Raw genomic sequence first — 13,074 nt, 5'->3', positions numbered from 1 at the left:
CGGCTGCCTTACCGGCCGGTGGTGGCCCGAAAAAGATGCCAACAAAAACAATAAAGAGGGTTCGTTCGATGGCTATTCGCTCCATCGCCGCATCGCGGCGTGCGCCTTCCACCCTGACGCTCGCTGCGGCGCTGGTCATGGGCATTCCCGGCGCCCAGGCATTCGAGATCCAGACCGGCAATCCCGACCTGAGCCTGCGCTGGGACAACACACTCAAGTACAGCGCCGCCTGGCGCACCCAGGACCCAAGCAGCAAGCTCACCAGCGGCCAGGTCGCGCGCAACCAGGACGACGGTGACCGCGCCTTCGCCAAGGGCCTGATCTCCAACCGCCTGGACATCCTCTCCGAACTGGATATCGGCTACCGCGACTTCGGCGCCCGTCTCAGCGGCGCGGCCTGGTACGACACCGAGTACCAGAAGGACAACGACAACAACGACCCGTCCCGGGCCAACGTGCGCTCGGTGGCCTACGACCAGTTCAGCGACGACACCCGGCACCTGCACGGCGGCGACGGCGAACTGCTGGATGCCTTCGTCTACTGGAACGGCGAGGTCGCCGATCGCGCCGCTTCGGTGCGCCTCGGCCGCCATGGCCTGATCTGGGGTGAAAGCCTGTTCTTCGGCGCCAACGGCATTGCCGGCGGCATGGCCCCGGTGGACGTGGTCAAGGCGGTGTCGGTGCCCAACACCCAGTTCAAGGAAATCACCCGCCCGGTCAGCCAGCTGTCCGGCACCTACCAGCTCACCGACGCCGTCTCGCTCGGCGCCTACTACCAGTTCGAATGGGAAGAAACCCGCCTGCCGGGTGCCGGCAGCTACTTCTCGGTCAGCGACACCATCGGCCAGGGCAACGAGCGCCTGATCGTCGGCGAACCCTTCCCGGTCTTCCTCGGCGGCAACCCGGACAGCCCGGCCGCGTTCTTCCACGGCAAGGACAAGGACGCGAAAAGCTCGGGGCAGGGCGGCCTGCAGTTGCGCTACACCGCCGACACCGTCGAGTACGGCCTGTACGCCATCCAGTACCACGACAAGTCGCCCAAGCTGTACCTGAAGCCCAGCACCACCGGGCCGAACTTCGCCACCGGGCAGATCGGCGAGTACTACTGGGTCTATCCGGAAAACATCCGCGCCCTGGGCGCCAGCTTCGCCACCAGCATCGACGAATACAGCTTCGCCGGTGAAGCCTCGATGCGCTGGAACATGCCCCTGGTCTCCAATGGCCAGACTGTCACCGCCGGCGTCGTGGCTGACAACGATGACCACCCGCTCTACGCCGTCGGCCGCACCGCGCACCTCAACCTGAACATGATCGCCTCCCTCGGCCCGTCCTTCGTTGCCAACGAGGCCAGCCTGGTCGGCGAGGTGGCCTGGAACCGCCTGCTCAGCGTGACGAAGAACCGTGCCGCCCTCGACCCGGGCGCCACCGACGACGGCGTCGGCCTCAAGCTGGTCTACACCCCCACCTACCGCCAGGTGTTCCCCGGCATCGACCTCAGCGTGCCGCTGGGCATCAGCTACTTCCCCATGGGCAAGTCGGCGGTGGTCAGCAGTTTCGGCCCGGACCGCGGCGGCGATTTCAACGTCGGGGTGAGCGCCACCTACCTCGATCGGGTCACCTTCGGCCTGACCTACACCCACTACTACGGCCCCGAGGACACCAACCTCGATGCCGCCTCCCGATTCACCTTCAAACAAGCACTGAAAGACCGGGACTTCCTGGCCTTCTCGGTTAAAACAACATTCTGAGGGGATCTCCGTGAACATTCCTTTTGCTCTCAAGACCTTCTGTGCCGCCGTGCTGTCCACCGCCCTCCTGGGCCTGCAGCCGGCGCTGGCCGCAGGCGCCGACGACCTCGGCCAGCAACTCACCCCGCTGGGCGCCGAGCGCGCCGGCAATGCCGACGGCAGCATCCCGGCCTGGGAGGGCGGCTACACCAAGGTCGACCCGGCGTTCAAGCAGGGTGGCAAGCGCAATGACCCGTTCGCCGCCGACAAGCCGCTGTACAGCATCACCGCGAAGAACCTCGACCAATACGCCGCCAAGCTCAGCGACGGTACCAAGGCCATGTTCAAGCGCTACCCGGAGAGCTACCGCATCGATGTCTACCCGACCCGCCGCACGGCCGCCGCGCCGCAGTGGGTCTACGACAACACCCTGAAGAACGCCCGCGAGGCGAAGCTGGTGCAAAGCACTGCCGGCCCGGTGCCGGAGGGGGCCTATGGCGGCATCCCGTTCCCGGTGCCGAAGAACGGCGCCGAGGCCATGTGGAACCATTTGCTGAACTGGCGTGGCGTGTCCCTGGCCATGGACTTCCGCCATTACCTGATGACCGCCGATGGCGCCCAGGTGATGACCACCGACGGCAAGGCCGTGCAGGAGATGCCCTATTACTACCAGGACGGCACCGCGGCGAATTTCGACGGTGACTACTGGCTGTTCCGCCTGCTCAACGTCGGCCCGGCCCTGCGTGCCGGCGAGCAGATCATGGGCCTTACCAACCTCAACGGCGACAAGTCCCAGGCCCATGTCTACCTGACCGGCCAGCGCCGCGTGCGCAAGCTGCCCAACGCCTGCTGCGACACGCCGACGCCGGCTACCGCCGGGGTCATGTCCTTCGATGAACTGAGCGTGTTCCAGGGCCGCATGGACCGCTTCGACTGGAAGCTGGTGGGCAAGCAGGAGATGTACATCCCCTACAACACCAACAAGGTGCAGACGGCCGCCAAACCTGAAGACCTGTTCGCCAAGCACCACCTCAACCCCGACTACGTGCGCTGGGAACTGCACCGGGTCTGGGTGGTGGAAGCCGACCTGGCCCCGGGCAAGCGCCACCAGTTGCCGAAGGGTCGCTACTACCTCGACGAAGACACCTGGCAAGCCATGCTCGGCGACCGCTGGGACGCCAACGGCCAGTTGGCCAAGACCCTCTGGTCGCTGCCCTCGGTGATGCCTGACCTGCCGGCCGTGGCCCAACTGTCCTCGGGCTTCTACGACCTGGTCTCCGGTGCCTGGTTCATCCAGAACCTCTACGCCGGCAAGGACCAGCAATACGCCGTGGTCGATCGCTACAAGGCCGCCGAGTTCTCCCCGGCGGCGATGGCCGGCCGCGGCGTGCGCTGACCGCGAGAGAGGAGGGCAGGTGCTGCCCTCCCGATCGGTACTGGATTTCGAGGTAGACATGAACAGATTGCTTCAGTCGGGCGGCCTGCTGCTGGCCCTCGCCTTGCCGCTGGCTTCCACCTGCCAGGCCCAGGCCATGCTGCAGCACCGCGCCGTCGGTGATGTCCTGCAAAGCCCGGCGATGCAGGTCGTAAATCCGCAACGCGCGGTGTACACCGCCCTGGCCCGGGCCGGCGAACGGCTGGTGGCGGTGGGCGAACGCGGGCTGATCCTGCTGTCCGACGACAACGGCCAGCAGTGGCGCCAGGTGGCGGTGCCGGTCTCGGTGGGCCTGACCGCCGTAGCCTTCGCCGATGCGCAGAACGGCTGGGTGACCGGGCATTCCGGGGTGGTCCTGGCGACCCGCGATGGCGGCGAGCACTGGAGCCTGCAACTGGACGGCGAACGCGCCGCCCAGGTGGAGCTGGAAGAGGCTCGCCGCGCTGCACAGCAGGCGCCGGATGACGACACTGCCGTTACTCGCCTGGACACCGCCGAACGGATTGCCGGTGAGGCTGCCGACAAACCGTTCCTCGCCGTTGCCGCCAGCGATGCGCGCAACGTGCTGGTGGTGGGCGCCTATGGTCTGGCCCTGCACAGCGACGATGGCGGCGCCAGCTGGCATTCGCTGATGGGCCGCATCGACAACCCGGAGGGCCTGCACCTGTACGCCGTGGCCCGCCAGGGCGAGGCCTGGGTACTGGCCGGCGAGCAGGGCTACCTGGCCCGTTCCGACAACGGCGAAGACTTCCACCAGTTGCCCAGCCCCTATCACGGCAGCCTGTTCACCCTCGCCACCCGTGCCGATGGCACGCTGCTGATCGGCGGGCTCAAGGGCAATGCCTTCGTCCTGGGCGAAGGCGCGCAAGAGGCGCAGGCGCTGCCGACCCTGGCCCCGGTGTCCTTCAGCGACGCCATCACCCTAGGCGATGGCCGGGTGCTGCTGAGCAACCAGTCCGGCGGGCTGTTCACCAGTGCGGCCGACGGCCTGGCCCCGGCCTTTGCGCCGCAGCGCAAGCCGGTCGCCGCCGTGGTCCAGGCCGCCGACGGCAGCCTGGTGGTTGCCGGCTTCACCGGGCTGTCCCGCGTCGTCCAGCCCACCGTTTCCGCTTCGGAGTGATCCCCATGAATTGCGCTAGCCGTCACCCCGAGCCCGGCAGCCCGGACGGGTTCGACCCGCGTTCCGGTTCGCTCACCGAGCGGGCCCTGTTCAACCACCGGCACTGGGTCCTGCTGCTATGCCTGCTGACTACCCTGGTGCTGGGCTGGCAGTCCACGCGCCTGGAACTCAATGCCAGCTTCGAGAAGATGATCCCCACCGGGCATCCCTATATCGCCAACTACCTGGAGCGGCAGAAGGAGCTGTCCGGCCTGGGCAACACCCTGCGCGTCGCCGTTGCCAATAGCAAAGGCGAAATCTACGACGCGGCCTACCTGGGCACCCTGCAGAAGCTCAGCGAACGCATCTACCTGCTGCCCGGCGTCGATCGCGCCTACATGAAGTCGCTGTGGACCCCGGCGACCCGCTGGGTCTCGGTGACCGAGGACGGCCTCGACGGCGGTCCGGTGATTCCCGACGACTACAACGGCAGCCCCGAGTCCCTCGCCGAACTGCGGCGCAATGTGCAGCTGTCCAACGAGATCGGCCAGCTTGTCGCCTTCGACCAGCGCTCCAGCATCATCCAGGTGCCGCTGCTGGCCCGCACCCCGGACGGCAAGGCGCTGGACTACACCGTGCTGGCCGGGCAACTGGAAGCCCTGCGCGCCGAGTTCGCCAGCGACGGCATCGACATCCATATCACCGGCTTCGCCAAGAAGGTCGGTGACCTGATCGAGGGCCTGCAACAGATCCTGCTGTTCTTCGCCGTAGCCATCCTGATCACCACGGCAGTGCTCTATGCCTACACCCGCTGCGTGCGCAGCACCCTGCTGGTGGTGATCTGCTCGCTGGTGGCGGTGGTCTGGCAACTGGGCTTGCTGCCCTTGCTCGGCTTCCAGCTCGACCCCTACTCGGTGCTGGTGCCGTTCCTGGTCTTCGCCATCGGCATGAGCCACGGCGCGCAGAAGATGAACGGGATCATGCAGGACATCGGTCGCGGCATGCACCGCGTCGTCGCCGCACGCTTCACCTTCCGCCGCCTGTTCCTCGCCGGGCTGACCGCCTTGCTCTGCGACGCGGTGGGCTTCGCCGTGCTGATGATCATCCAGATCAAGGTGATCCAGGACCTGGCGATCATCGCCAGCATCGGCGTGGCGGTGCTGATCTTCACCAACCTGATCCTGCTGCCGGTGCTGCTCTCCTACTTCGGCGTCAGCCCGAAGGCCGCCGAGATCAGCCTGCGCAGCGAGCGGGCGGAGGAGCGTGGCAAGGCCCGCCATCCGTTCTGGCGCTTGCTCGACCTGTTCACCCGCAAGCCCTGGGCGCGGGCGTGCATCGGCGTCAGCCTGGTGCTGGCGGTGCTGGGCTTCCTGGTCAGCCTGCACCTGGCCATCGGCGACCTCGATGCCGGCGCCCCGGAACTGCGCGCCGACTCGCGCTACAACCGCGACGACGCCTTCATGACCCAGGCCTACGGCGCCAGCAGCGACCTGTTCGCGATCATGGTGCAGACCCCGGCCGGGGCCTGCGCGCGCTACGACGTGCTGCGCAAGGTCGACGAACTGGACTGGCAACTGCGCAGCCTGCCGGGGGTGGACTCGACCAACTCCCTGGCCCTGCTCAACCGGCGCATGCTGGTCGGGCTCTCGGAGGGCAACCCCAAGTGGTACGAGCTGCAGAACAACCAGGCGATGCTCAACATGATCACCGCCAGCGCCCCGCGCGGCTTGTACAACGAGTCCTGCAACCTGCTGACGCTGTACGTCTACCTCACCGACCACAAGGCCGAGACCCTGACCCGCCTGGTGCAGCACGTCGAGGGCTTCGCCGCGGCCAATGACACCGCCGAGGTGAAGTTCCTGCTGGCCGCCGGCAATGCCGGGATCGAGGCGGCGACCAATATCGTCGTGCGCGAGGCCAACCGGGAGATGCTGTTCTGGGTCTACGGCGCGGTGATCCTTCTCTGCCTGCTGACCTTCCGTTCATGGCGCGCCACGGTGTGCGCGGTGATCCCGCTGATGCTCACCTCGATCCTCTGCGAGGCGCTGATGGTCTGGCTGGGCATCGGGGTCAAGGTCGCCACCCTGCCGGTGATCGCCCTGGGCGTGGGGATCGGCGTCGACTACGCGCTGTACGTGATGAGCATCCTGCTCGCCCACCTGCGCCAGGGCGCGAGCCTGTCCGAGGCCTATTACCGGGCCCTGGTGTCCACCGGCAAGGTGGTGATGCTGACCGGCGTGACCCTGGCCATCGGCGTTGGCACCTGGATGTTCTCGCCCATCAAGTTCCAGGCCGACATGGGCGTGCTGCTGGCCTTCATGTTCGTCTGGAACATGGTCGGCGCGCTGGTGCTGCTGCCGGCGTTGGCGCGCTTCCTCCTGCCGGTGCGTCCGGCGCCCCTGCATAGCGAATCGTCCGTACGCCAGGAGATCTCCCATGCGTCGTGAAGCCCAGGCGGGTTTGCCGCAATCCCTGTTGCTGCTGCTCGGCAGTTGCCTGCCGGTCCTCGGCGCGGTGCTGCTGGCGCCGGTGTTGCCACGAATGCAGGCGCACTTCGGCGATGATCCGCTGGTTGCGGTGCTGGTCCCGGTCAGCCTGACCATTCCCGCACTGGTGATCGCCGTGCTCGCGCCCTTCGCCGGAATGATCGCCGACCGCCTCGGGCGCAAGCCGCTGCTGCTTGGCTCAATGCTGCTCTACAGCCTGTTCGGCCTGTTGCCGTTGTGGCTGGAATCGCTGCCGGCGATCGTCGCCAGCCGTGCCGGGCTCGGCCTGGCGGAGGCGGGGATCATGACCTGCTGCACCACCCTGATCGGCGACTACTACCAGGGCGCCCGGCGTGAGCGGCTGTTCGCCTTGCAGATGGTCTGCACCTCGTTGTCGGCGGCACTGTTCATCTCGGTGGGCGGGGCGCTCGGGCAGGACGACTGGCGCACGCCGTACCTGCTCTACGGCGTCGGCCTGCTGTTCCTGCCGTTGATGGCATGGCTGCTGTGGGAGCGCCAGGCGGGCGAGGTGCAGGTCGAAAGCGACAGCGCCGGCTTCCCCTGGCGGGCCCTGCTGCCGCTGTACCTGTTCAGCCTGCTGGCGGGCGTGAGCCTGTTTGTGGTGCCGGTGCAGGCGGGCTTTCTGCTCGGCCTGCTGCACGTCGATTCGCCGCAGCAGATCGGCATGGTCATGGGCGCCAACCAGCTCGGTGTGATGCTCGGTGCCTTGAGTTTCCGCCTGCTGCATGGCCTGGCCCGGCAGTACCTGCTGGGGCTGGCCTTCGTCACGGCGGGTATCGGCGGCGGGCTGATGGCGCTGGCCCCGGATGCGCTGTGGCTGACCCCGGCCGTCGCCCTCAATGGCCTCGGCATCGGCCTGATGCTGCCGACCCTGATCACCTGGGTCATGTCCCGTGCCGGTGCGGCCCAGCGAGGCCGGGCCACGGGCGGATTCACGGCGGCGCTGTTTGCCGGGGAGTTCGCCAGCCCGCTGGTGGTGCTGGCGCTGACGTCTGGCAACCCGCAGGCGCTGCCCGGCGCCCTGGCCCTGATCGCCTTGGGGCAACTGCTGCTGGCCCTGGCTTGTCTCGCCCTGCCGCGCATCAGCCCGATGCCGGCCCTGCCTTCCTCCCCGAACAAGATCTGATAGCGGAGTCCCCATGCAAGCACTTCCCCCCTTCAAGCGCGTCGTCACCGGCCATAGCGCTGCCGGTACGGCACTGGCGGCCCTGGTTGGCGCCGTGCCCACCAGTCTCGAACTCAAGGCCGTGCCCGGCACGGTGTTCCATGAGGTGTGGAGCAGTGATGCCAGCCCGGCGCTGATCGACAACGGCGCCGACCCGACCCTCAGGCCGCTGGTGCTGAGCCCGTCGGCCCTCGGCAGCCTGATCCGCGTGGTGGATATCCCGCCGGACAGCGTGCAGAACCAGGTCAGCGACGCGGCCGCTGCGGCGGCGTTCGCCGAGATCGGCGAGTCCCATGCCGGCACCGGCACCGGCGAATCCCGCCACAAGCTGATGCACCGCACCGAAACCCTCGACTACGGCATCGTCACCGAGGGCGAGGTCTGGCTGGTGCTGGACGATGAAGACGTGTACCTCAAGCGCGGCGATATCGTGGTCCAGCGCGGCACCAACCATGCCTGGAGCAATCGCACCGAGGCGATGGCGCGGATGGTCTTCATCCTCCTTGACGGGCGCTATGCCGAGCAGTTGCAGGAGGTGCTGGCATGAAGCTCGCGACCTTGGCCGATGGCAGCCGCGACGGGCGTCTGCTGCTGGTGTCCCGGGATCTGCGCCGGGCGGTGGAAGCCGGTGATATCGCCGCGACCCTGCAGGTGGCAATCGACAATTGGGCACAGGTGGTACCGGCGTTGCAGGCTCGTTATGAGGCCTTGAACCACAACGCTGCCGACGACGCGTTCGCCTTCGATCCGCAGCAGGTCATGGCACCGTTGCCGCGCGCCTGGCAATGGCTGGACGGTTCCTGCTTCCTCAGCCATGGCGAGCTGATGCAGCGTGCCTTCCGCCTCGACCCCATCGAAGGCGTCGAGGACACGCCGTTGATGTACCAGGGCGCGGGTGACGATTTCCTCGGCCCGCGCCAGGACATCCCGCTGCCCAGCGAAGCCCACGGCATCGATTTCGAAGGCGAGTTCGCCGTGCTGGTGGACGAGGTGCCCATGGGCTGCACCGCCGAACAGGCGCTCGGGCATGTGCGGCTGATCCTGCAACTCAATGACGTCAGCCTGCGCGCCCTGGCACCCCGCGAGATGAAAACCGGCTTCGGCTTTATCCAGGCCAAGTCGTCCTCGAGCTTCGCCCCGGTCGCGGTGACCCCGGACGAGCTGGGCGAGGACTGGCGCGAGGGGCGGGTGCACCTGCCCCTGAGCGTGGAACGTAATGGCGAGTGGTTCGGCCATCCTCACGGCGGGGCCATGCATTTCGGCTTCCATCAGTTGATCGCCCATGCCGCGCTGACCCGGCGTCTGGCGGCGGGTACGGTGATCGGTTCGGGCACGGTATCCAACGCTGATCGCAGTGTCGGCTCGGCCTGCATCGCCGAACGCCGCGCAGTGGAAATGATCGAGCATGGTTCGCCCCGTACCGCCTTCATGCAATTCGGCGAGCGGGTACGCATGGAGGCCCGTGGCCGGGAGGGTTCGCCGCTGTTCGGCGCCATCGACCAGCAGGTGGTCCGGGCAGGTGCGCCATGCGCGTGATGGTCACCGGGGCGGCCGGGTTTCTGGGGCGTCAGCTGGTCCAGCGTTTGCTGGCGTTCGGGCATTTGCGCGGGCGGCGGATCGAGGCGCTGATCCTGCTCGACCAGCGTCTCGATGGCTTTCCTGAAGACCCGCGTCTGCGCCATCTCACCGGCAGCATCACCGACCCGGCGCTGCTGCGCCGGGGGCTGGCCGACGGGGTGGATGTGGTCTTTCATCTGGTCAGCATCGCCGGCGGCGCGGCCGAGGAAAACTACGCCCTGGGCCGCCAGGTGAACCTGCTCGCCAGCCTGCAGTTGCTTGAGTTGCTGCGTAACGCCCAGCGCCCGCCGGTGCTGGTGTATGCCAGCAGTGTCGCGGTCTACGGCGGCGACCTGCCGCTGCGCATGGATGAGCACCAGCGCCCGCGCCCGGCGCTGTCCTATGGTGCGCACAAGCTGATGATCGAGCAGCAACTGGGCGATCTGGCCCGGCGCGGCGAAGTCGATGGCCGCGCCCTGCGCCTGCCCGGCATCGTCGCCCGGCCGGGAGATGGCGCCGGGTTGCGTTCGGCGTTCATGAGCGACCTGCTGCAACGCTTCGCTGCGGGGCAGTCCTACACCTGTCCCGTTTCATCCCGGGCCACTGCCTGGTGGATGTCCGCCGCCTGCTGCGTCGACAACCTGCTGCATGCCGCCGAATTCGATCTGCCCGTTGATGCGCCATGCCGGGTCTGGCAACTGCCGGTGCTGCAGCTGTCCATCGCCGCCGTGGTGGATGCCCTGGCGGAGGTGTTCGGCGAAGAGCGCCGGGCCCTGATCGACTACCAGCCGGACGCGGCACTGGAAGCCCTGTTCGGGCGCTTACCGCCATTGCGCACGCCGCTGGCCCGGGTCCGCGGCTTTCGCCATGACGGCACGGCGCGCGCCCTGGTGCGCAATGCCCTCGACCTTACTCATCGCGTCCGCCCTGCGCGGGCGCTCGCGACACCTGCCTGAGAGGAAACCCAATGACTGCAAGACCCACGCGCCGCTTGGTCGATCTGTCGGTAACCCTGGACAACAACCCTTACACCGATCCGCCACCGTTGCTGCCGAAGATCGACTACATGGACCACCAGCAGGGCTGGCCGGAGATGGCCGCGATGTTCCCCGGACTGGCCATCGAGCAGATGCCCGGTCAGGAGTCCTGGGCTGCCGAGCGCCTGTCCATCACCACCCACAGCGGCACCCATATGGACGCGCCCTGGCACTACGCCTCGACCACCGATGGCGGCAAGCCGGCCTTCGGCATCGACGAGCTGCCGCTGGAGTGGTGCCTGCAACCGGGGGTGAAGCTGGACTTCCGTCATCTGCCGGATGGCCACGTGGTCCGCGCCGCCGAGGTCGAGGCCGAGTTGCAGCGCATCGGGCACGACCTGCAGCCGCTGGATATCGTCCTGGTCAACACCCGCGCCGGCAGCCTGTTCGGCCAGCCGGGCTACCTGGATGCCGGCGTCGGCATGGGCCGCGAGGCCACCCTGTACCTGCTCGATCGTGGCGTGCGGGTGGTGGGCACCGATGCCTGGAGCTGGGATGCGCCGTTCAGCTTCACCCGCCAGCGTTTCGCCGAAAGCGGCGATGCCTCGATCATCTGGGAAGGGCACAAGGCCGGGCGGGATATCGGCTACGGGCAGATGGAAAAACTCGCCAACCTCGACAGCTTGCCGGCCCACGGTTTCCTGGTGTCCTGCTTCCCGTACAAGATCAAGCATGCGTCCGCCGGCTTCGTCCGTGCCGTGGCGATCTTCGAAGAATAAGAACGGCGAGGTTCCCCGTGCGTTTTCCCTTCCTGCTGACTGCGCTGGCCTGTCTCGTGTCCGGCGCTGCCGCGGCTGCCGTGGCTGCCGAGCGGCCGAATATCCTGCTGATCCTCGCCGATGACCTCGGCTATTCCGACCTGGGTTCCTTTGGCGGCGAAATCGCCACGCCCAACCTCGACGAGCTGGCTGCCCATGGCCTGCAACTGACCAATATGTACGCCGCGCCGACCTGCTCGCCGACCCGGGCGATGCTGATGTCCGGCACCGACAACCACCTGGCCGGGCTGGGCACCATGGAAGAGGCGATCCAGCCGTTCCAGCGCGGCAAGCCGGGCTACGAGGGCTATCTCAATCCGCAGTCCCATTCGATTGCCGAGCTGCTGCGCGAGGGCGGCTATCGCACCAGCATGGTCGGCAAATGGCACCTTGGCCTGGGGTCTGACCAGGGCCCTGACCGGCGTGGTTTCGAGCAGTCCTTCACCCTCCTCGAAGGCGGTGGCGTGCATTTCAAGCCGCCTGCGCAACCCACGGCGAAGATCGAGCGCATCACCTACCGCGAGAACGGTCAGCCGGTGGAGTTGCCGGAGAATTTCTACTCGTCGGACTTCTACACCGACAAGCTGATCGACTACCTGCGCAAGGGCCAGGACAGCGGCAAACCGTTCTTCGCCTACGCCGCCTACACCTCGCCGCACTGGCCGCTGCAGGCGCCGGAAGCCTGGCTGGAGAAGTTCCGCGGGCTGTATGACCAGGGCTACGACAAGGTCCGCCAGGCACGGATCGAACGGCAGCGCGAGAAGGGTTTGCTGCCGGAGGACTTCGTCGCCGCCCAGCGTCTGCCGGAGGACTTCGTCGCCGCCCAGCGTCTGCCGGTGGCGGCGGACCTGCCGGGCTGGGAGCAGTTGAGCCCGGAGCAGCGGCGGGTCGAGGCGCGCAAGATGGAGATCTATGCGGCCATGGTCGGCAACCTCGACTACAACATCGGGCGCTTGCTGGACTACCTGAAAAGCACCGGGCAGTACGACAACACCCTGGTGGTGTTCATGTCCGACAACGGCGCAGCGGGGGAGCGGCATGAGCAGTTCTATCCCGCGGGGGCGAATACCGATAACAGCCTGGAGAACCTTGGGCGTCGAGGCTCGCAGATCGACTATGGCTTGCGCTGGGCCGAGGTGAGTGCGGCGCCGTTGCGGCTGTTCAAGGGCAGCACGGCGGAGGGCGGGATCAGTGTGCCGGCGATCGTGCATATGCCCCGTGCGCTGGCGCGTCAGGGTGTGGAGCGCGGGGTGGCACGGGTGGATGATCTGGCGCCGACCTTCCTGGAGATTGCCGGATTGGCGCTTCCGCAGGGGCAGGGCAAGCATCCGATCACCGGGCGTTCGATGCTGCCGATGCTGGAGGGCAAGGGTGCGGTGGAGCGGCCGTTGGCCGGGGAGTTGTTTGGCAGCCTGTATTACCGCGAGGGCAATCTGAAGCTGCTGGGGCTGCGGCCCTGGGCGATGCCGGGGCAGGCACCGCAGGCGACGCGCTGGCAGTTGTTCGATGTAGCGAGGGACCGAGGTGAAGTGGAGGACCTGGCGGCGCGGGAGCCGGAGGTGTTCGAGCGGTTGAAGCGGCAGTGGCAGGTGTATGCGAAGGAGGTTGGGGTGGTTGTGCCACCGCAGAAGGACTGAAAATGGATGTTGTTTTTGAGGGCCTCATCGCTGGCAAGCCAGCTCCCACAGGGTCAGTGTTGTCCACGCGATCCCTGTGGGAGCTGGCTTGCCAGCGATGAGGCCATCAGCAACAAAGCAAAAAAAGGGGGTGTCAATGACACCCCCTTCTG

The 13,074-nt window shown here is 67.2% G+C and carries 10 protein-coding genes; all 10 read left to right on the top strand.

Annotated features, from left to right (window positions below; all coding sequences use genetic code 11):
• Positions 1-68 precede the first annotated feature (68 nt).
• Genes PSEMO_RS08785 through PSEMO_RS08740 form a run of 10 tightly spaced genes read left to right on the top strand, consistent with a single transcriptional unit; the run spans position 69 to position 12,922 of the window.
• Positions 69-1,748 (top strand): DUF1302 domain-containing protein, encoded by a 1,680-nt coding sequence (locus PSEMO_RS08785; RefSeq protein WP_075802723.1) that lies wholly within the window; start codon positions 69-71, stop codon positions 1,746-1,748.
• A gap of 10 nt (positions 1,749-1,758) precedes the next feature.
• Positions 1,759-3,123, top strand: coding sequence for a DUF1329 domain-containing protein (locus tag PSEMO_RS08780; RefSeq protein ID WP_075802722.1), 1,365 nt, complete (start codon positions 1,759-1,761; stop codon positions 3,121-3,123).
• 58 nt (positions 3,124-3,181) lie between these two features.
• Positions 3,182-4,282 (top strand): WD40/YVTN/BNR-like repeat-containing protein, encoded by a 1,101-nt coding sequence (locus PSEMO_RS08775; RefSeq protein ID WP_075802721.1) that lies wholly within the window; start codon positions 3,182-3,184, stop codon positions 4,280-4,282.
• A 5-nt stretch (positions 4,283-4,287) separates the two neighbouring features.
• Entirely contained in the window at positions 4,288-6,708 is a 2,421-nt protein-coding gene (locus PSEMO_RS08770) for an efflux RND transporter permease subunit (RefSeq protein WP_075802720.1), read from the top strand.
• Positions 6,698-7,894 (top strand): MFS transporter, encoded by a 1,197-nt coding sequence (locus PSEMO_RS08765; RefSeq protein ID WP_075802719.1) that lies wholly within the window; start codon positions 6,698-6,700, stop codon positions 7,892-7,894. Before PSEMO_RS08770 ends, PSEMO_RS08765 begins: the two co-directional genes overlap by 11 nt.
• A 13-nt stretch (positions 7,895-7,907) precedes the next feature.
• On the top strand, positions 7,908-8,480 hold the full coding sequence (locus PSEMO_RS08760; protein ID WP_075802718.1) for a cupin domain-containing protein: 573 nt from the start codon (positions 7,908-7,910) through the stop codon (positions 8,478-8,480).
• Positions 8,477-9,469, top strand: coding sequence for a fumarylacetoacetate hydrolase family protein (locus tag PSEMO_RS08755; protein WP_075802717.1), 993 nt, complete (start codon positions 8,477-8,479; stop codon positions 9,467-9,469). The genes PSEMO_RS08760 and PSEMO_RS08755 overlap by 4 nt, the downstream gene beginning before the upstream one ends.
• On the top strand, positions 9,460-10,446 hold the full coding sequence (locus PSEMO_RS08750; RefSeq protein WP_075802716.1) for an NAD-dependent epimerase/dehydratase family protein: 987 nt from the start codon (positions 9,460-9,462) through the stop codon (positions 10,444-10,446). Before PSEMO_RS08755 ends, PSEMO_RS08750 begins: the two co-directional genes overlap by 10 nt.
• 11 nt (positions 10,447-10,457) lie before the next feature.
• The gene (locus PSEMO_RS08745; protein WP_075802715.1) at positions 10,458-11,246 is read left to right on the top strand and encodes a cyclase family protein; all 789 of its coding nucleotides are present in this window, start codon (positions 10,458-10,460) and stop codon (positions 11,244-11,246) included.
• Positions 11,247-11,263: 17 nt separating this feature from the next.
• Positions 11,264-12,922, top strand: a complete 1,659-nt coding sequence (locus PSEMO_RS08740) for an arylsulfatase (RefSeq protein ID WP_075802714.1) — start codon at positions 11,264-11,266, stop codon at positions 12,920-12,922.
• Positions 12,923-13,074 lie beyond the last annotated feature (152 nt).

This window comes from Pseudomonas putida (genome assembly GCF_001941965.1).
GTDB classification, from domain to species: Bacteria; Pseudomonadota; Gammaproteobacteria; order Pseudomonadales; family Pseudomonadaceae; genus Aquipseudomonas; species Aquipseudomonas putida_L.
Note: the sequence above shows the minus strand (reverse complement) of the source record. Positions and strands in the feature narration are given on the sequence as shown.